This window comes from Endozoicomonas sp. SESOKO1, assembly GCF_024606265.1.
Taxonomy (GTDB): domain Bacteria; phylum Pseudomonadota; class Gammaproteobacteria; order Pseudomonadales; family Endozoicomonadaceae; genus Endozoicomonas.
The window spans coordinates 17,195-36,955 of sequence record NZ_JAHHPP010000033.1 but is presented as its reverse complement, the minus strand read 5'-3'; the positions used below and the strand labels follow the sequence as shown (position 1 = coordinate 36,955).

18 protein-coding genes and 1 pseudogene are annotated in these 19,761 nt (G+C 49.2%); 14 read left to right on the top strand and 5 right to left on the bottom strand.

Features of this window, described 5'->3' with window-relative positions; all coding sequences use genetic code 11:
* The first annotated feature begins 163 nt into the window (after positions 1–163).
* Together KDK13_RS02095 and purT are read left to right on the top strand one after the other, a co-directional pair.
* On the top strand, positions 164–1,399 hold the full coding sequence (locus KDK13_RS02095) for a YihY family inner membrane protein (RefSeq protein ID WP_257283135.1): 1,236 nt from the start codon (positions 164–166) through the stop codon (positions 1,397–1,399).
* Between the two features lie 98 nt (positions 1,400–1,497).
* Positions 1,498–2,682 (top strand): formate-dependent phosphoribosylglycinamide formyltransferase, encoded by a 1,185-nt coding sequence (gene purT / locus KDK13_RS02090; protein WP_257283134.1) that lies wholly within the window; start codon positions 1,498–1,500, stop codon positions 2,680–2,682.
* 44 nt (positions 2,683–2,726) lie between these two features.
* On the opposite strand, the pseudogene KDK13_RS02085 reads toward purT, so the two are convergent.
* Positions 2,727–3,593 (bottom strand): annotated as a pseudogene (locus tag KDK13_RS02085) (hypothetical protein).
* 145 nt (positions 3,594–3,738) lie between these two features.
* Between KDK13_RS02085 and KDK13_RS02080 the strand changes: the two are divergent.
* A complete protein-coding gene (locus KDK13_RS02080; RefSeq protein WP_257283133.1) occupies positions 3,739–5,619 on the top strand; it encodes an ADP-ribosylglycohydrolase family protein in 1,881 nt (626 codons plus the stop codon).
* A 60-nt stretch (positions 5,620–5,679) separates the two neighbouring features.
* Here KDK13_RS02080 and KDK13_RS02075 read toward each other — a convergent pair whose 3' ends face one another.
* The gene (locus KDK13_RS02075) at positions 5,680–6,555 is read right to left on the bottom strand and encodes a hypothetical protein (protein ID WP_257283131.1); all 876 of its coding nucleotides are present in this window, start codon (positions 6,553–6,555) and stop codon (positions 5,680–5,682) included.
* A gap of 311 nt (positions 6,556–6,866) precedes the next feature.
* Here KDK13_RS02075 and KDK13_RS02070 point away from each other — a divergent pair, with 311 nt between their 5' ends.
* Both KDK13_RS02070 and KDK13_RS02065 read left to right on the top strand, forming a co-directional pair.
* Positions 6,867–7,379, top strand: coding sequence for a TlpA disulfide reductase family protein (locus tag KDK13_RS02070; protein ID WP_257283130.1), 513 nt, complete (start codon positions 6,867–6,869; stop codon positions 7,377–7,379).
* On the top strand, positions 7,372–7,644 hold the full coding sequence (locus tag KDK13_RS02065; protein ID WP_257283128.1) for an acylphosphatase: 273 nt from the start codon (positions 7,372–7,374) through the stop codon (positions 7,642–7,644). Before KDK13_RS02070 ends, KDK13_RS02065 begins: the two co-directional genes overlap by 8 nt.
* Here the strand turns inward: KDK13_RS02065 and KDK13_RS02060 are convergent.
* A complete protein-coding gene (locus KDK13_RS02060; protein ID WP_257283127.1) occupies positions 7,641–8,234 on the bottom strand; it encodes a lytic transglycosylase domain-containing protein in 594 nt (197 codons plus the stop codon). The genes KDK13_RS02065 and KDK13_RS02060 overlap by 4 nt on opposite strands.
* Positions 8,235–8,280: 46 nt before the next feature.
* A complete protein-coding gene (locus tag KDK13_RS02055) occupies positions 8,281–9,999 on the bottom strand; it encodes a proline--tRNA ligase (RefSeq protein WP_257283126.1) in 1,719 nt (572 codons plus the stop codon).
* Positions 10,000–10,230: 231 nt separating this feature from the next.
* On the opposite strand from KDK13_RS02055, the gene KDK13_RS02050 reads away from it, so the two are divergent.
* Together KDK13_RS02050 and KDK13_RS02045 are read left to right on the top strand one after the other, a co-directional pair.
* The gene (locus KDK13_RS02050; protein WP_257283125.1) at positions 10,231–10,707 is read left to right on the top strand and encodes an HIT domain-containing protein; all 477 of its coding nucleotides are present in this window, start codon (positions 10,231–10,233) and stop codon (positions 10,705–10,707) included.
* A 91-nt stretch (positions 10,708–10,798) separates the two neighbouring features.
* Positions 10,799–10,999, top strand: coding sequence for a SlyX family protein (locus KDK13_RS02045; protein ID WP_257283124.1), 201 nt, complete (start codon positions 10,799–10,801; stop codon positions 10,997–10,999).
* 63 nt (positions 11,000–11,062) lie between these two features.
* Here KDK13_RS02045 and KDK13_RS02040 read toward each other — a convergent pair whose 3' ends face one another.
* Positions 11,063–11,323: a cold-shock protein gene (locus KDK13_RS02040; protein WP_257283137.1), complete on the bottom strand. Its 261-nt coding sequence runs from the start codon at positions 11,321–11,323 to the stop codon at positions 11,063–11,065.
* Between the two features lie 1,141 nt (positions 11,324–12,464).
* Between KDK13_RS02040 and KDK13_RS02035 the strand changes: the two genes are divergently transcribed.
* From KDK13_RS02035 to KDK13_RS02005, 7 genes are all read left to right on the top strand, one after another.
* Positions 12,465–12,806, top strand: coding sequence for an HU family DNA-binding protein (locus KDK13_RS02035; protein WP_257283123.1), 342 nt, complete (start codon positions 12,465–12,467; stop codon positions 12,804–12,806).
* Positions 12,807–12,998: 192 nt separating this feature from the next.
* A complete protein-coding gene (locus KDK13_RS02030) occupies positions 12,999–14,306 on the top strand; it encodes an OprD family porin (RefSeq protein ID WP_257283121.1) in 1,308 nt (435 codons plus the stop codon).
* A 350-nt stretch (positions 14,307–14,656) separates the two neighbouring features.
* The gene (locus KDK13_RS02025) at positions 14,657–15,055 is read left to right on the top strand and encodes a tetratricopeptide repeat protein (RefSeq protein ID WP_257283120.1); all 399 of its coding nucleotides are present in this window, start codon (positions 14,657–14,659) and stop codon (positions 15,053–15,055) included.
* 23 nt (positions 15,056–15,078) lie between these two features.
* The gene (locus KDK13_RS02020; protein WP_257283119.1) at positions 15,079–16,533 is read left to right on the top strand and encodes a hypothetical protein; all 1,455 of its coding nucleotides are present in this window, start codon (positions 15,079–15,081) and stop codon (positions 16,531–16,533) included.
* 222 nt (positions 16,534–16,755) lie between these two features.
* On the top strand, positions 16,756–17,028 hold the full coding sequence (locus tag KDK13_RS02015) for an FmdB family zinc ribbon protein (RefSeq protein WP_257283118.1): 273 nt from the start codon (positions 16,756–16,758) through the stop codon (positions 17,026–17,028).
* A 67-nt stretch (positions 17,029–17,095) separates the two neighbouring features.
* Entirely contained in the window at positions 17,096–18,880 is a 1,785-nt protein-coding gene (aspS, locus tag KDK13_RS02010) for an aspartate--tRNA ligase (protein ID WP_257283117.1), read from the top strand.
* 60 nt (positions 18,881–18,940) lie between these two features.
* Positions 18,941–19,687, top strand: coding sequence for a YebC/PmpR family DNA-binding transcriptional regulator (locus KDK13_RS02005; protein ID WP_257283114.1), 747 nt, complete (start codon positions 18,941–18,943; stop codon positions 19,685–19,687).
* Positions 19,688–19,761: the final 74 nt, after the last annotated feature.

Here is a 19,761-nt window from a genome sequence, read left to right as displayed (position 1 = left end):
GCTGGTTGTACGATAGAGATTTTTTTTGTGCTCATCTGCCATTGAATGCAAGACCATGATGGGCTTTCCCGCCCTTGGGCGAAGCCCGTCAGCTGATTTTGAAACCGGGCTTTCAGGCTCGGGATTCGGTACACTTACCGCTCTGTTTGACAGGGAGTTCATCATGGCACCGGTTCTGCAATTCTGGTCATCCTTCCAGGGCTTTGTCACAGTGGTTATTAAACGCTTTCTGGATAACCACTGCATTCAAAATGCCGCGGCACTGACCTACACCACGCTGTTTGCTGTGGTGCCATTGATGACGGTAACCTACAGTATCCTTTCTGCAGTGCCCAGTCTTCAGGATGTTGGGGACTCTATTCAGAATTTTATCTTTGCCAGTTTTGTGCCTTCTACGGGGGAAATGATTCAATCCTATCTGAACGATTTTTCCCGACAGGCAAGAAAATTAACCGGTATTGGTATCGCTTTCCTGCTGGTCACCTCCTTTCTGATGCTGAGAACCATTGATAAGGCGCTGAATAATATCTGGCAGGTGACCCATGTGCGCCGGGGCATGTCCGGTTTCCTGCTGTACTGGGCCATTCTCAGTCTGGGACCTGTGCTTTTAAGTGCTGGTTTTCTGGCGACTTCGTATCTGGCTTCCCTCAAGCTGGTCTCTGATACCACGGCCATTCTCGGTGGTGAGCAGTGGCTTCTGCGCCTTATGCCCGTTTGCCTGAGTACACTGACCCTTACCTTGCTGTACACGGCTGTACCTAACAGAAAAGTGCCGGTGCGTCATGCCCTTGCCGGTGCGGTTTTTGTGGCCATTCTGGTTGAACTGGCCAAGGTGGGCTTTACCTTGTTTATTACTTTGTCGCCTACCTATCATCTGATTTACGGTGCTTTTGCCGCTGCGCCTCTCTTCCTGCTCTGGCTGTACCTGAGCTGGCTGATGGTGCTGCTTGGCGCAGTATTGGTTCGATCCCTGGGACTTTATGGTCAACAGGTCCATGGTGAGCGCCCACACCCATTAATTTCGATGTTGTTCATCCTCAGGCTGTTGCAGGAAAAGTTTGAGGAGGGAGAAGGGGGGTATTACACCGACCTGCAGAAGCGTGATCTGCCGGTGTCTCTTGATGATTGGGAGTGCCATACCACCCGGCTGATGGGTATGGGGTTGATCAGCAAGAACGATGGCGGAGAGTGGATTCTTGCCAGGGATCTCAGACAGATCAGCCTGTTTACTTTCTGTGAGCAGTTGCCCTGGCCGATGCCCGGGGATGAGCAGCTGCAGAATATTCTTCTCTCTGATGATCCGAACTGGTTATCTGACTTGACCCAGAGGCTGCAGGCAGTCAACAGTGCCCGCCAGAAAGCGCTGGATTGTTCGCTGGATCAATTACTGTCGAAATGATGAATAGGGGGTATTGCTCTTGAACGGGCTGATCCGGACAATAATCCCCCTGATCATCCCACCATTCCCTTTTGGATTCTCTTTTGGAGTGTAACCTGATGGTATCAATCGGAACGCCTCTGACATTGTCAGCAACCCGTGTGTTATTACTTGGAGCTGGCGAACTGGGTAAAGAGGTAGCCATTGAATTTCAGCGCCTGGGTGTTGAAGTGATCGCCGTAGACCGTTATGCCAATGCCCCCGCCATGCAGGTGGCCCATCGAAGCCATGTGATTAATATGCTGGACCGTGAAGCGCTGGCGGCATTGATCGATCAGGAGAAACCCCACTACATTGTGCCGGAAATTGAAGCGATAGCCACTGACGTACTGGTGGATATCGAACAAGCCGGCAGCAGTGTGGTGGTCCCCTGTGCCCGGGCTACCCGGTTGACCATGGATCGTGAAGGCATTCGTCGGCTGGCGGCAGAAGAGCTTGGGCTGCCCACTTCGCCCTATCGATTTGCTGAGACTGAACAGGCTTTAACGGAAGCAGCAGGGCAGATAGGTTTTCCCAGTGTGGTCAAGCCGGTGATGAGTTCTTCAGGCAAGGGGCAAAGTGTCTTGCGAGCGTCTGAAGATGTGGCTGTTGCGTGGAAATATGCCCTTGAGTCGGGCAGGGCAGCCACAACCCGGGTCATTATCGAAGGCTTTGTTGAGTTTGATTATGAGATAACCTTGCTGACGGTGCGTACACGGCAGGGGACGCTGTTCTGCCCACCGGTTGGCCATCGCCAGAAAGATGGGGATTATGTTGAGTCCTGGCAGCCTCAGCAGATGTCTCCTGGGGCATTGCAGGAGGCAGAAAGGATCGCCGGAGCCGTGACCGAAGCCCTGGGCGGTTATGGTGTTTTTGGGGTTGAACTCTTTATTCGCGGGGATGATGTTTTCTTTAATGAAGTGTCCCCACGTCCCCATGATACCGGCATGGTGACCATGATCTCCCAGAATCTCAGTGAGTTTGCCCTTCATGTGCGAGCTATTCTGGGGCTGCCTGTCCCTGCCATTACGCAATACCAGCCGGCTGCCTCGGCAGTGATCAAGGTCAGTGGTGAGTCTGCCAGCCCGGTTTTTGGTCACCTTGAACAGGTGCTGTCTGTGGCCAATACTGAACTGCGTCTGTTTGGCAAGCCGGAACTTCATGGAACCCGGCGGATGGGCGTGGTTTTGGCGACTGCCGACACCACTGACCTGGCTCGTGATACAGCCAGGGCGTTGGCTGGTAAAGCGGTGCTGGAGGGTTAGTTAAACAGGATGTGGGCTGCTTGAAACAGGGTAGCCTGCCCAAATTAATTCCTCGTACTGCCAGCGGCAGTCGATAGCATCGAGGGTTCAGCAAACAACACCGGTTGATGAGTTTCATCTTCCAGTGCTATATACCATGAAAGGCCTTGTTCCCAGCTATTGATGATCAGTTGGCAGGGATAACCGTTGAAGTGAACCAGTGCCTTGGAACGTGCCTGCTCCCTGAGATGGAGTGAGACAGGGAGTTGCTGCTTTAGTATGCGGGCAACATAGGCTTCAAATACCGATTCCATGGGGAACAGTAGTGAGAAAGCCCGGGTTTTCCCGGATAAAGTCAGTGGCGACACATCATCCAGAATTAACCTGGTCTAGGATAAAGGGCTTTGATAATGATCCATTCCCCGGCTGCGTTGAACCATTGCAAAGTCTTGCCGGATGCTCTGGCTAAGCGGAACCTCTGAAAATGGCTGCATGAGTTCCCGGTTGCCCTGGCTTTGGCTAAGCTTCAACACCTTGTTAAGGGCAGTGTGAAGCAACCGGTTCACCGGTCGATCCAGACGATACTCGTCGTAAGCCACATAAAAACGATGCTGGTTGACCAGGTTGTGCTTTAGCTGCTGTGATGTCAGCAGCTTACCTTTCATAAAGAACAGGTTGTCTTCGGTACGGACATAATCTGACCGCAGGCCACGCTTGATCAGATGATTGACCGACACCAGAAACTGACTGATAAAAATCTCCAGCAAAGGCATTTTTTGACTGGCGATCAGTGCATCCTGAAGTTGGATATGGCGAAAGTCTCCCAATGCGCGCAGCATATTAAGCAGCGATGCCCTGGCCGATGGGTAACTGTCCTGGTGTCGCCCGGCTTTCGGCAGAATTTCAAGATGCAGGCCATCGGGGGTGACAATGACCCCTGTTTATGTTTTAGCTGTTCCGGTTGCAGTGGTTCAGGCCATACTGGATTAATCAGAAGTCATTATTTTTTTTCCTATGTCATTACAGAATAAGCCTTCTTACTTAAACGAAAAGATCCAGCGTGCACAAGGTGCGTTGTTGGGGCTAGCCTGTGGCGATGCCCTTGGCACAACCCTGGAGTTTAAACCCAAAGATAGCTATATCCCCTTAACTGGCATGGTTGGAGGAGGGCCATTCAAATTGAGGCCAGGGCAGTGGACAGACGACACATCCATGATGCTTTGTCTTGTTGATAGCCTGATAGCAATGGATGGTATTGATCTGGATGATCAGATTCAACGCTACATTGACTGGTATAAACATGGGGAAAACTCCAGCACAGGCCTGTGTTTTGATATTGGCAATACCGTCCGTGATGCATTGGAACGATACCTGGTTACAGGCAATGCTCAGGCGGGCTCGACCTCAGAATATGCGGCAGGTAATGGCAGCCTGATGCGTATTGCGCCCATTGCTCTGTTTTACCATGGGCATCCGGAGCTGGTGGCTATGGATGCTGCTGCAGAGTCTTCCAAAACAACTCACGGTGAACAGAGATGTATAGAAGCCTGTGAGTTGATGACGCTGCTGATTCATCGTTTGCTGAATGTTCAGTGCATTCCGGAAAAACAGGTGTTTCTGAGGAAGGCATTTGCCGATTTTTTAGTTTATCGCCCGCACTGTCATGCTGACATCCGTTCTATTCTGGATGGGGAGCTGTTTAAAAAGACCCGTAGCCAGGTACATGGAACCGGCTTTGTGATTGCCTCACTGGAAGCGGCGTTATGGTGTTTTATCAGAAGCGAGAGTTTTGCAGAAGGGGCATTGTTGGCAGCCAATCTTGGCGATGATGCCGATACTACCGCAGCTATTTTCGGGCAGTTAGCGGGAACGTTTTATGGTGTGTCCGGCATTCCTGAGGAATGGCTATCTGTTTTGCACTGGAAAAGTTACCTATCCGGTATGGCAGCCAGTCTGGTGCAACGACCGGATGTACGACAGGGGGTTGATTGTGGTGTGCATGAGTCTGCTGAACATCGAATGCAGGTAGTGATTATGGGATTAATCCTGTCTGGCAGACTCAGGGTGACGGGCAGTATCAAGGATGTAGAAGCATTTGGACGTTTTATACAGCGAAAGGCTGCTGAGCTGCTTCCATGTCCTTCAATGGGGTATTCCATTTCGTTTGAGCATCCTCTGGCAGAGTATGAAGTTACTGTATTGGATAAGCCTGACAAAGCGATTGAATTTCTGAGAAGCCCTAAAGAGAACCATCGCGTTTTTTTTGCAGAATCTGAGGAGGATGAGGAGTACGAAGAAGTGTGGTTGTCTCCCGAAGTTCTTGCTGTTCGTCATCGGCCGGGCTTGAATGTTCAGCGTTATAGAAACTGCTGGAATCCGGAGACCAAAATAGTATTGCATGGTCAGAAAGCCCCGCTATTTGAACTCAATATTGGGGCTGATTTACACCTTGTCGCCAATATTTCCAGTGAAACAGACATTCAGCAGGTGACTTTGTACCATAAGCCGAATGTTAATCGGGATTATTGGCAGCGTAGCCTGAAGAGCATGATGAAACAGTGGTGCAATAGCAGCGTATTTCATCAGGAGGCTGCTTATCTGGAATATCTAAAAAGGTTCAATCGGCGCCCTGTCCTATTGGGGGACCTGGATGTTTGGATTGAAGAGCTACCAGAAGACTGGATAAAGGGAAGACGTTTAGGTGTTGCCAACACCCCAGAGGGAATACATATCTGGAAAGACGATTTTCACTGGCAAGGCTCACATGAAGGGTATTGGGAAAGAGTGATCCTGAAAAGCTTCCCTCTTAAGTCCGATTTTGCAGGTGTGAAGAAAACAGTGTTGGCAAAAAGCAGCGATATGCGAATATGTCAGGAATGCACAGAAGTGACTTTAGAAGGACTCTATAACGGACGTTGTTCAGGGTGTGAGGATCAGTACACTGGCAGAGTGTATTAATCTGGTTTTAATGGCAAACCATCGCCAGTAGTCTGAATCGGCGATGGTTGCTGTCATAATTTACACAAACCCTTCCTCAACGAGTTCATAACCATCAACGGTAACAACATGTCGCTGACCTGAACCGCCCACTACTCTGGACCAGCTCTCGCTGATTAACTGATACTGGCCGTTATCAGTACGATCTATCCAAAATTCGAATCCACCAAACATACCGGCCACTGGAAACCAGGCTTTTTTATCCGCCGACTCTTTAATCATTTCAAGTCTGGGTAGCTCATCAATGCCATGCATCTTTATATGACCATCACCAAGACGTTCTAAGATCACACTGTGAAAATTATGTTGGAGTGCAATAAGCGTTTCTGCCGGGATTTCTGTATTCATAGTTTCCTGACCCTGGATTTGCATCTCGTTGTTGCCATTGCTGGCCTCAGAAATAAGCTGGCTTTTCAGAATTGACTTGGCTTTTTCCAGGTTAACCGCCCGGGTCTTGGCGATTTCAGTGATCAGCTGTTTACCATATACCCATAGGTATTTGTCAATGGCATAGTTGCTGTGCTCATGCAGGCTGAAGGCTTTTTTAAATATCTGGAAAGTGTCAAAAAAGGAAGCATAGCTTGCTGGTGGAGCAAAACTTAAATGCTTATACCCTGCCTGCTTCAGGTAGCCAATAATAAGTATCCATATGTAGCTGTCATAGATGGGAATCGTGTATTTACTCAGGAAATGCACGTATTTTGAACAAAAGGAGAGGTTGTTCCTTTTATGCAGTTTGCCCGACGTGCTGCTCACCCAGGACACGGTAGAAATATCATCAACCAGCTTGACGTATTGCTCAGTGCTGAACTCATGATGGTTGTTATCAATGTGTTCAGAAATTTTTGATACGACAGGGTCAATATATTGGATGGCAGTGGAATATATTTGGTTCAATGCGGCGACTTTAATCGACACCTCATATCTGTTTGTTTCATTATTCAGAGAGCTGAATAGTTTCTCTAAGCTTTTATCAATACTATCACCAGAGTTAGCAGTGTATTGATGAGAGGTTCGTAAGAAATTTTCGTTGTCAATTGGTTGGAGTTTCATGAGATGAAATGTTAGCTGAGTTAACTGTGCGACTGTTTACTATAATCGTCAATTGGTTGCAATTGCAGTTTGTCAGCAATTCCTGCTTAATGGATTACGGTCAATAACAAAAAAACCAGGGTCTGCAGTTGTGCTCAGTATGAGGCTTTCACCCAATGAATTCTCTGGAGGTATTCGTGAGGATAACAAGAACATCAGAATACTTATTGGTGGTTGTGCTGTTGGGGGTTCTCGCGGCCTGCAGCAAACCAGTCACTTTTACCGATATAAGCGGCGATTCTGTCTCCCTTGGCAGTGACCGTAGCCAATGGCTGGCGTTGAATTTCTGGGCAGAGTGGTGTGGCCCTTGCCGGGAGGAGATTCCGGAGTTGAACGAATTGGCCAGCGATGGTCAGGTAAGAGTACTGGGCATTGATTTTGACGGTAGCCAGGGGGACTCGTTAATCAATAAGGCAAAAGCACTGGATATCCGTTTTCCGGTGCTTCAGGAATCACCACTGACCGCGTTGAACGAGCCTCCTCCCCAGGTATTACCCGCTACTTATATTATTTCGCCGGAAGGCAAAGTGGTGACCAAACTGTTTGGGCCACAGACCAAAAAAAGCCTTGAAGAACAGATTGAAAAGTTAAGTAAACATCCATTAAAGGAAACCTCATCCAATGGCTGATGTGTGTAAAAGAGCCTTTGTGGAAGGCCGGGTTCAGGGCGTCTGGTTTCGAGGCTCAACCCAGGAGCGAGCCCGTCGGCTGGGCATTGGTGGCTGGGCCAGAAATCTGCCGGATGGGCGGGTTGAAGTGTTGATGTGTGGCTCAGCAGAAGCCGTTGCGAAGCTGGAAGCGTGGCTTCAAAAGGGGCCACCTTTGGCCAGGGTGGTCAATATCTCCATTGCCGAAGAGCCTCTGCAGGCGTTTGACTCGTTTACCACCGGCTAATTCACTACCCAGTGCCGTTCCCAGTTGTTTAAAACCCGTTCCGGATACCAGGTTTTGCCCAGACTGCCATTGTACCGGGCCAATGCCCTGGTCAGGTTGCCGTTTTCTTTCTCAAGGTAGTAGCTGAGAATGGTGCAGCCATAGCGCAGGTTGGTCTGGATGGTGATGAGGTTGTCCTTATCCCGGCCAATAACATCCTTCCAGAACGGCATAATCTGCATCAAACCCAGGGCGCCAGCGGAAGAAACCGCATACTGGTCAAAGGCAGACTCTGTCTGAATCAGTGCCAGCACCAGTTCCGGTTGCAAGTCTACCTTGGACGCTTCGAAGTGAACCATCTTGAGCACCTTGAGGCGCAGGTCCGGGTCTTTCATAAACCTGGCTAATCGGGCAGACATATCAACCAGCCAAACCTCGGCTTCAAACTGATCATCGAAGCTGCTGGGTTGATCCAGCGAGCGAGACAGTACTTCCTGTAAAACGGGGTCGTGCCATTCGGCCTGGCTGGTTGCTGGCATGACAAGAGGTATGACCAGAACCGCCACAAGAACCAAAGCCCGTAACGGGGCTTTGGAGGTGGCAGTGCTCATCAAGCTGCTTATCGTGAATAAAAGGCTGTCGGCAGATAAATTACCGTTAGCGATTTGTGCGTTTTTTGAGTAATTCGATAATTTCACTGAGCTGAATATCTTCTTTATCGTTTGCCGTCCGGTGCTTGTATTCCACCATACCATCGGCCAGCCCCCGGTCACTCAGTACTACGCGGTGTGGAATGCCGATAAGCTCCATATCAGCAAACTTGACACCAGGGCTGGCTTTTCTGTCGTCCATCAGAACTTCAAAGCCTGCTGCCATCAGTTCCTGGTAAAGTGTTTCGGCCGCTTCGCGGACGACTTCGGATTTTTCGATCTTCAGAGGTACCAGGGCGATCTGGAAGGGCGCGATGGCTTCCGGCCAGATAATGCCGCGGTCATCGTAGTTCTGCTCAATGGCGGCAGCGGCGGTTCTGGATACGCCGATACCATAGCAGCCCATGGCCAGGGGAATGCTCTTGCCATTTTCGCTGAGAACGGTGGCGTTCATCGCTTCACTGTATTTGGTGCCCAGCTGGAAAATATGGCCAACTTCGATACCACGCTTGATAAACAGCTGTCCTTTACCGCAGGGGCTTGGGTCGCCTTCCTGAACATTGCGCAGGTCTTCAACACGGCTGAAGGTGCAGTCACGCTCCCAGTTGATGCCGAAGTAGTGCTTGCCTTCGATGTTGGCGCCAGCACCAAAGTCAGCCATTTTCTCTACGGTCCGATCGACAATTACCGGGATTGGGCAGTTAACCGGGCCGAGGGAGCCTGGGCCAGCACCCATGATGCGCTTCACTTCCTCTTCGGTGGCAAAGCGCAGGGGAGCAGCAACATCCGCAAGGTTTTCGGCCTTGACTTCGTTAAGCTCGTGATCGCCACGGATCAGCAGGGCAATGAACTCGCTGTCAGCGTCTTCTGCCGCTGCAACAATCAGGGTCTTGATGGTTTTTTCAACAGGCAGGTTGAACTGTTCTACCAGCTGATCGATAGTCCTGGCATCCGGAGTGTCCACCAGTGTCATCGCTGCAGAGGGGGCGGGGCGGTCACCTGCTGGGGCAACGGCTTCCGCTTTCTCAATGTTCGCCGCGTAATCGCTCTGGTCACTGAAGACGATGGCGTCTTCACCGGACTCTGCCAGTACATGGAACTCCTGGGAACCACTGCCGCCAATGGCACCACTGTCGGCCTGGACCGCACGGTATTCAAGACCCAGACGGTCAAAGATACGGCAGTAGGTATTGTGCATATTCTGATATTCTGACTTCAGGCACGCTTCAGTGGCATGGAATGAATAGGCGTCTTTCATCAGGAACTCGCGGCCACGCATCAGGCCGAAACGTGGACGACGCTCGTCGCGGAATTTGGTCTGGATCTGGTACAGGTTGATGGGCAGCTGCTTGTAGCTGTTCAGCTCGTTACGGGCAATATCGGTAATGACTTCTTCATGGGTTGGGCCAATAACAAAATCACGACCGTGGCGATCCTGGAAACGCAGCAGTTCTGCGCCAAATTGATCCCAGCGACCGGTTTCCTGCCACAGCTCTGCCGGTTGAACCGCGGGCATCAGGGTTTCCAGTGCGCCGGAACGGTTCATCTCTTCACGAACAATATTTTCTACTTTCTGCAGAACCCGGAGACCCAGAGGCAGCCAGGTGTAGAGGCCGGATGCCAGTTTGCGGATCATACCGGCGCGCAGCATCAGCTGGTGGCTGATGACCACGGCGTCGGCAGGTGTCTCCTTAAGGGTTGGAATCAGATACTGACTGGTTCTCATGTGCTCGTTTACCAGGCTGTTCAAAAAAAGCTTGTCAAAATTGACGTCAATTAAAGCGCTATTTTAAGGCCAATCGGTTATTATACCAACCGCTGTTTTAAAGTCCCCTGTTGATCATTGGTTCTGAATTTTCCCTTTTTTACTGTGCAATACAGGCTGGGGAGGGAGTGGAACTGAGAATCCCTTTTCTATTCTGTTTTCACTGGATCTTTTTACTGGATAGGCCGTGCCATGAGTAGCTTTGAACTGGATCCCCAGCTGGCAAGAGACTGTTTCGTGATTGGTGATTTTCCCGTTTGTCGCCTTTTATTGATGAACGATAGCCAGTATCCCTGGTTTATCCTGGTGCCCCGTATCCAGGGTGTGGAAGAGATTTATCAAATGGATGAAACGGCTCAGCAACAGCTGCTTGTTGAGTCCTGTTATCTGGCGGAAATGCTGCAGGTGCTTTTCTCGGCGGAAAAGATCAATGTGGCTGCGTTGGGTAACGTGGTTCGACAGCTTCATGTTCATCATGTTGTCCGTTTCAGTACCGATGCTGCCTGGCCGGCACCTGTCTGGGGCAAGCATCCAGTCAGGCCTTATACTGATGAAGGGCTTTCAGAGGTGATGGGCAAGTTGAAAACGGGCATTGCTGAAATGCCTTCTTTTCACTGGGTCGAAACTGACGGGACAGGTAAATTTGGAAGGCCGAAGCGCAAGGAGTAGACTGCACACATTAATCCACTTTCGGTAGCGGATCTTTTTTATGATTGTTGGTAGCCGGATGTGGTTTGGCTGGTTGTGGGAGTAACAAACGATGCAAGATGAACTGCTTGAACTGCAAACCCAGTTGAGTTATCAGGAGGATACGATCGCTCAGTTGAATGAAGTGGTTACCCGGCAGCAGAAAGATATTGACCGGTTGACAGAAGCCATGGCTCAACTGAAAAAGCAATTTGAAGAGATGGTTGCTGAACAGTTGGAAAGTCAGGAAGAGTTACCTCCTCCCCACTATTGATATTGACTGGACAGACTCCTGGAGTCTTTTGGCTGGAGCATCCAGCCAAAAGGCCGGAGTTACCTATCTTCTCCTTGGTGCGGCAATAACGTCTTCCGCCTGAAGTCCTTTGTCTCTCTCAACCACAATGAATTCAACCCGCTGTCCCTCACTGAGGGTTCGGTGTCCTTCTCCACGTATGGCACGGTAATGGACAAATACATCTTCACCCATATCACGGGTAATAAAGCCAAACCCTTTAGTAACATTGAACCATTTGACGGTGCCGGTTTCCCGGCCGTAGTGGTCAAGCGGTTCAGCCTGTGAGCCGGAAAGACGGTTCAGGTTGGCGATGACATGAAACAGGGTACCCGTGCTGATTGAAAATAGCGTAATCTGGTCGAGAGTAACGCCTGACATCATCAGGGTGTTGTTATAGGCGAAGCCAACAGCCGCTATAAGCGCTGAAAACAGCAGGATGGACCCGGCTATCTGCAGCCACTTCTGGAAACCGTTGCGCCTGCTCAGGTAGGCACCTGTCATCAAATTTAATGAAGCCGCCATCAGTAATAATGCGATAACCGGGTTCGCCGGGTTGGCCGCTGCCGGTGATGGCTGATAGAGGCCGGTCATGATGGCAATAACGAGAAAAAATGCCAGAAGGCCTGTTAAAAGATGAAATAATTTTAAATGTTTCAAGACAGGTTCCCTTTATTTGTTATCAGTATCAGTTGAAAACATCGAGCCCTTCTACAAGTGGATTTTCAGAACATCAGCTATCCGTGAAAACATAATCTGGTGCAAAGCTGTCGTGCATTTTTGATCATGACTATTTTGATGATGATCATCTGAACAGATATCTGGTCACAACATCGAGCTCGAAAAACACATTGTGCGACTTGTTCTTATGGAACACATGGTTTCCCATATCAATCGTTAATGTACCTTTATAGTGCTTTTTTCTCAAATGTTGACGAACTTGCTTAAAACTTAACAACTATAGAGACAACATCATGGACGGTTCAGGCAAGCGGGAAAGTATCTATGAATTGGGCTGTGAACTTTCTGGTTATTTGTTGGAAGGTTTGATTGACTCTGTTATTCGGGTGTGAATCTTTTGGCAAAAAGTGCTCGACGTGGAAAAATACGGATATTATAGTGGTATTCAGTACCTTGAATACCGTCTGCTGCCACCTTCTATCATCGTCTGGAGTATGTTGGAAAGTGGTTAATAAATAGCGTTGTGCTCATGGAGTGGTAAGGCATCTCTTTTGGTAATGGGTGATGTCTTATCGAGAATGGAGGTACGAAATCCGCCTGGTGCTGTGGCAGATAATGCAGTAGCTGGTTGTTGCAGTTAGCTGGCAAAAGCAGGTTGCTTTATTCCAGACAACAGCAAAAACATTGGCAAAAGCTCATCGCCCTCTTTAAAAGGGAAAGCCTAAAGGGAAGGCTTAAAAGGAATTTTCATCAGGAGAGTATGACTATGGCTGGGAAAAAAGCACCCGCAATCAAGGAAAAATACAGCAAAACCCAGATGCTGGCAGAAATTGCAGAAAATACCGGGCTGAGCAGAAAACAGGTCGGTGCGGTAATGGATGAGTTGGGTGAACTGGTTGAACGTCATATTAAAAAACGGGGTTGTGGTGAGTTTACATTGCCCGGGCTATTAAAAATCGTGACCAGGAAAAAACCGGCGCAAAAAGCCAAAAAAGGCGTGCCCAACCCTTTCAAACCCGGTGAGCTAATGGATGTGCCAGCCAAGCCTGCTTCTATTCAGGTAAAGGTCAGGCCATTAAAGAAGCTGAAAGAGTTTGCAACATCGTAGGCTGCTCATAGACGCGGCAAAACCAAAGGGGCTTCGCAGCTCCTTTTTTGTGGTTGCAATTTGATCAGGGTTGTAGAAAAATAATTTTCGTTGCGAACAGGACGTATATCGCCAAGGGGAACTGCTTATGTCAGTTGGTGGTAGTCGCAATAAAAAATCACAACACAAAGTACACAGGGAGTAATTCCGATTATGAAAACCCTTGCTAAAAGCGCATTGGGCGCAGCCGTTGCTGCGGCTGTTGCCGCTACTTCTGTTCAGGCTTCTGAAGCTGTGACTATGGATCCGAGCCTGACGTTTGCCTACAAGAACTACTACTGGAAAGAAACAGCCAAAGATGATAAGGGCTATGATCGTAATGAGTGGGCTCATGGTTTGGTAGCTGACTTTGACAGTGGTTATGTTAATGATTTTGTAGGTGCGGTTGTTACGGCTGGTTATGCGGGTCCTTTGAAAATTAAAGAAGGATTTAACTACTCAGCTTCAAATGTTGCTGGCTCATATATTGATGCGAATTCAGATGGAGATAACGATACGTTAGTGGATTCTGATTCTATTTCAGGTTTTCAGCAGGCTTACTTAAAAGCAAGGCATACTTTCAGCGGTGTTGACCTGGCCGGTACTGTCGGTGTTAAAAAGCGTAGTACAGAAACTTACGCTGATTCTGGTTCTCGTATCCTGGGTGCAAGCTCTACAGGTTATGATCTTTCTGTTAGTTTTGATGGTGCCAGTCTGTATTTTACTGAGATTACTGGTTTTAGCGAACGTAATGATTCTTCTTTCAGCAATGATCTGAGTGATGGTAAAGGCAATAAGGTCGAAAATGTTCGAATCATTGGTAGTAACTACAGCTATGACGACTTGGTTCTTGTTGCTGAGTACGGTGAATCCAAAGAGCTGATCCAGCAGCTGTTCTTGAAAGCTGCCTATGGCTTTGAGCTTGATTATATGAGTTCTGTGGATCTGGATGTACGTTATGGCAAGTCAGAAGCTAATGGTAGTTTGGCCTCTAATGATCCTGACTACGAAGCCAAATATTATAACCTGAATGCTACATATAATTATGGTAATGCTTATGTTGGCGTCGGTTACAACAAGACCAAAGATGGTGATTTCATTGACCAGTATGTAGATGGTAACAATGACAACTTCAACTCCAGCCTTGCCCAGTGGGAAGATTACTCCCTGGATGGTGAAAAGGCTTATCTGGTCAGTGGCGGCTATAACTTTGCCGATCAGGGGCTTGCAGGCCTGAGTTGGGATATCTGGTATGCCAAGGGCACCGATGCTAAAGAAATTAATGACTTCAAGCGCAGTGAGTATGCTAGCTATATCTCTTACGAGTTTGATGGATCGTTGGAAGGTCTCTCACTGGCATGGTTGTATGTAAACTATCGTGCACAAGGTACTGATGCCAATGGTAATGATCAACGTGAGAAAACCCTTTACAACGAAGACGTAAACCGTTTTTACCTGACTTACTCTATTGCCGTTTTCTAGGCAGTCAATGGCTTAATTTGAATAAAGGGGGCATACGCCCTCTTTTTTTTGGACTTTATATCCAGTCTGTACGTTTCTATAAATTCCGTATGTTTGATTGTTAGCTTTTGGGCCGGGTGAAAAAAAGATAACGCAGCAATTTGTGTAACTGTCCGATATTTAACATTATTTGGTCAGGTTTATGACTCGTTGCTACTAATGATTAATGGCTATAAATATAAACTGGTTATAATTGAACAATACCTTAAATAAATTTATCAGGGATGAGGCTTTCTAGGGTTATGGATAACAAGGCTGATCAGCTGTCCCCAGTGCCACTTTGGCTTGCTTATCTGTCTAAAGGCGGCACCATGAAAGAACTTCGGAACATTGAGCAGAGCCAGCTTGATGCAATATATAAAGTGGCCTTTGCGCGGTTTAATTCAGGGAAGTTCAGGGACTCATTAAAAATATTTCGATACCTTTGCCTGCTTGATCATACCCGTTACTCCTATTTTCTTGGCCTTGGCCTTGCTCAATATGAGCTTTCCCGGTTTGATCGGGCGTTGGCTACCCTGGAGTACGCTGACGGACTTGCTGGTCAGGATTCGGGGGCCCTGTTGGGGATGGCCAAATGCTTTATGGAAATCAAACGCAGGATTGAGGCTGAAAAAGCATTGAAGGCTGTGCTGACGCGGTCTGCAAATAGTGAAAATGGGCAGGTGCATCGCCGCCAGGCCAGAGATCTCCTGGTCCGGATAGCCCGGTAACAATAACGATAGGGGGATATACGATGGCAAATCCTATTGGTGGTTCAGGAACACCCCAATCCGGCAGCAGCGTTACCCCGTCGGCGGGTGGCGTAAGTTCAGCCAGTCCGGTCAGCAGTGGTTTCAGTAGTGGTAATTCCCAGTCTTATGCGTCCGCCAGCGTGCAGCAGGCAGGGGCGGGTCTGTTACCGGGTCCGGCTTCCGGGGGAGTCCGCAGTGAAGAGTATCTGCAACAGGCAAAACTGGCCAGGCTGCAAGCTATCATGAAAACGTTGGAATCATTGCTGGCATCAGACGCTGATGACTTGTCTTCCACGCAGACGATCATGATGGTCATGCGGGGTAAGGTCAACGATATGAGGGTGCTGATGAATACCGTGATCATTGAAGGGGTACTTGGTGACTATGAGGCGTTATATGACCAGAAAATGAAGGTGCCTGAACTGAGATATTCTATCTGGGAAAAACAGGGTGCGGTGGATAATCTGAAGAGTGAACAGGCACAAAAACAAAAACTCGTTAATGATAGTAACAGTCGGCTTAATACCATCCAGTCACTTAATGCTTTTGGTCTGTTTTCAAGCGAAATCAGTTCGTTGCAAGCATTGATTGCAAACGTCCAGTCTGAGATTAATACATTGAGTAATAAAGTATCGAGTCAAGAGGCCGAGGTTGCGCAACTTAACAATGCCCTGCAGGGTTTGCAGCTATCAGGATTGATGGCCAGGGAACTGGATGCTTTTATGGATATGTTGTCAATCCGGTTGGTCAGGTCGCCCGATAAGGCCTCTCTGGAATCCGGCGAGGAAAAGGTTGATCAGCTCAAGAGAGAGCTAAAAGAGATCAATGGTCTTCTGAATCACGAAGGTCTGAAGCTGCTAATGGAAAAACAGCAAACGCTACAGGCCATTAATGAAAGAATTAACCGGGAATATCGCCTTGCCGGACACTCAGTGTTATCCGCAATGACTTTACCGTCGTTTACGAAGGAGGACTCCAGGCTTTCTGTTGAAGAGAGCGGGATGGACGCCTTGACAGAACAGAGTGTTGCAGACGTTTCCCGAGAGCAACTCAATCATGTCGCGCAGGGGATTTTAGCGGCATATCATGGGGCTGACCAGGTAGATATCAGTGAGTCGGTTTCTGAGGGTGAGTCTACTGATATTGGCAGCGTTGATATTAATGCTGGTGGCGATTCACCTGCAGATATTGATAATCACAGCGTTGATATTGGTGCTAATAACCAGTCCCCGCTCCCGTCTGTCGTATCACAAGGGCTGAAGGAACCAGAGCTTGATAACGGGCTTGACCGTCACACGGCTGCGGTTGATAACAACCTTGTCAGCAGTCTGCCCGGGATAGAAGCGTTATCCCTGGATATTGCCATGCAACAGGAGCAGATTGACCAGATGGTGTCTGAATTTCTGGAGGACGAGCAGCGTTCGCAGGAATCTATACGGAATTCCAGAACTGTCTGATCAGCAGATTCCTGTCTGATTGATTGGGTTCTAATCCTTATAATTGTGGATATCCACTACCACTACGCACCCTTCGGGGTGTGTTTTTTTATTAGAGCGGCTGACTCCTTCTCTCTTTGGGGTATAATGGCCGTTTTTCTGCGAATCAGTAAACGTAAGTACCTAATTCAGTGCGGTATCAATGGTGCTTACTGTTGTAAGTAAAAAGGTAGGCCAGCGTAAATGCCGATCTATGAGTATCAGTGTGAGCAATGCTCCGAAGTAACTGAAGCGATTCAAAAATTCAGTGATGAACCGTTGCGTGATTGCCCTGCCTGTGGTCAGGCAGCACTGAAAAAGCTGTTAAGCGCGCCAGCCTTCAGGCTGAAAGGTGGTGGTTGGTATGAAACCGACTTCAAAGGAGGCAGTAAGAAAAACCTGTCTTCCAGTGATAACCACTGTCCAGCCAGGGATAGCAAAAGTAGTTGTGCCGGTTGCCCTGCAACCAGTGATTGATCCACTTCCTTTCAGCCCGGCGGCTGTAGGGATGAAATCCAGTTGAATTCCTGATTTGAGGTATATTATGCGCAGCCATTATTGCGGCGATCTGAATCTTTCCCATGATGGGCAGGAAGTCACCCTCTGCGGTTGGGTACATCGCCGTCGTGATCACGGTGGCGTGATTTTCCTGGACCTGCGTGACCGTGAAGGCCTGGCCCAGGTCGTGGTCGACCCTGATACTGAAGAAGCGTTTGCACTGGCTGACAAGGTGCGTAGCGAATATGTCCTGAAAATCACCGGTATTGTCCGTCCACGCCCGGAAGGCACCGTGAATAGCAACATGTCTACCGGTGAGATTGAGGTTCTGGGTAAGCGGGTGGAAATCCTTAACCAGGCTCAGACTCCTCCCTTCCAGATCGAAGGTTACACTGACGTTGGTGAAGATGTCCGTCTGCGTAACCGGGTCATTGACCTGCGTCGTCCTGAGATGCAGGAAAAGCTGATTATTCGCAGCAAAGCTACCGCGGTAGTGCGTCGTTTTATGGAAGAACAGGGTTTTCTGGATATCGAAACCCCCATGCTGACCCGTGCAACTCCAGAGGGTGCCCGTGACTACCTGGTGCCCAGCCGTGTGCATCCGGGGCATTTTTACGCACTTCCCCAGTCTCCACAGCTGTTCAAACAGATGCTGATGGTGTCTGGCTTCGATCGCTACTATCAGATTGTCAAGTGTTTCCGTGATGAAGACCTGCGCGCTGACCGCCAGCCCGAATTTACCCAGATCGATATTGAGACGTCCTTCCTGGATGAAGCTCAGATCATGGGAATTACCGAGTCCCTGATCAAAACACTGTTCATGGAAGTGAAGGGCGTAAATCTGGGGGCTGAATTCCCACGCATGACCTATGCCGAAGCCATGAGCCGTTATGGTTCTGACAAGCCAGACCTGCGTATTCCCCTGGAGCTGGTGGATGTGGCTGACCTGATGGCCGGTGTTGACTTCAAGGTATTTAAAGGGCCGGCAGAAGATCCCAAAGGCCGTGTTGCCGCACTGAAAGTGACCGGCGGTGCCGAGTTGAGCCGTAAGCAGATTGACGACTATACCAAGTTTGTCAGCATCTACGGTGCAAAAGGTCTGGCCTGGATCAAGGTGAATGAGCTGGAAAAAGGGGTTGAAGGGCTTCAGTCGCCAATCATCAAGTTCCTGGGTGATGATGTCACCATGAACATTATGTCCCGTATTGAAGCTGCCAATGGCGATATCGTCTTCTTTGGTGCTGATAAGGAAACGATTGTTAATGAGGCGCTGGGTGCCCTGCGCTGTAAGGTGGGTGAAGATTTGAATCTTTATACCTGCGACTGGGCACCATTGTGGGTTATTGACTTCCCGATGTTCGAGGAGACCGATAACGGCGCCCTGACCGCCCTTCACCATCCGTTCACAGCGCCAACCTGCTCTGCCCAGGAGCTGGAAGCTAATCCGGCTCAGGCACTGTCCCGCGCTTATGATATGGTTCTGAATGGCTATGAAGTGGGTGGTGGTTCTGTCCGTATTCATCGTCAGGAAATGCAGCAGGCGGTATTCCGTGTGCTGGATATTCAGGAGGAAGAGCAGCGTGAGAAGTTTGGCTTCCTGCTGGATGCCCTGAAGTACGGTGCGCCTCCCCATGGTGGTCTGGCGTTCGGTCTGGACCGTCTGGTTATGTTGCTGTGCGGTACCACTAACATTCGTGAAGTGATTGCTTTCCCGAAAACCCAGTCAGCTTCCTGTTTGCTGACCCAGGCTCCGGGTGAAGTGGAAAGTCAGCAGCTCCGTGATCTGAATCTGCGCATTCGTCGCGATCCGGCATCTGCAACCAGTCACTGATTAATCATGGCAGCCTCTCAGTTGAGCGGTTGCCAGCAAAACGTTTCAATAGAGGTTTCTATGGCAGGTCATAGTAAATGGGCCAACATCAAACACCGTAAGGCTGCGCAGGACGCCAAGCGGGGCAAAGTCTTTACCAAAATCATCCGTGAACTGACCGTTGCCGCGAAGCAGGGCGGCGGTAATGTTGAGGATAACCCGAAGCTGCGAGCGATTGTTGATAAGGCACTGGCTGCCAATATGACCCGGGATACCATTAACCGCGCGATTGCCCGTGGTGCCGGTGGTGAAGATGATTCCAATATGGAAGAAGTCACCTATGAAGGTTATGGGGCTGGTGGTATCGCGGTTCTGGTTGAGTGCCTGACGGATAACCGCAACCGGACGGTGGCTGAAGTTCGTCATGCTTTTTCCAAGCATGGTGGTAACCTCGGAACCGATGGTTCCGTTGCTTATCTGTTCGAACGCAAAGGCCAGATTTTCTTTGAAGAAGGTGTTGATGAAGAGCAGCTGATGGATTCCGCCCTGGAAGCCGGAGCTGAAGATGTTGTCACTAATGATGATGGTTCGGTAGAAGTGCTGACGGAGTGGACTGAGTTCATGGCGGTCAAGGACGCTCTGGAAGCTGCCGGACTCACTCCTGCGGGTGGTGAAGTTGCCATGATCGCTTCGACCCAGACAGAGCTTGATCTGGCGGGTGCCGAGAAAATCATGAAGCTGATTGATCGTCTGGAAGATCTGGATGATGTTCAGAATGTCTATACCAATGCGGACATTCCTGCCGACGTTATGGAGCAACTGGGCTGAGTTCTGGCCTGGGTTGAGTTAACCGCAAAGCCCGGATTGCTCCGGGCTTTTTTGTACCTGTTTAAAACGAAGCG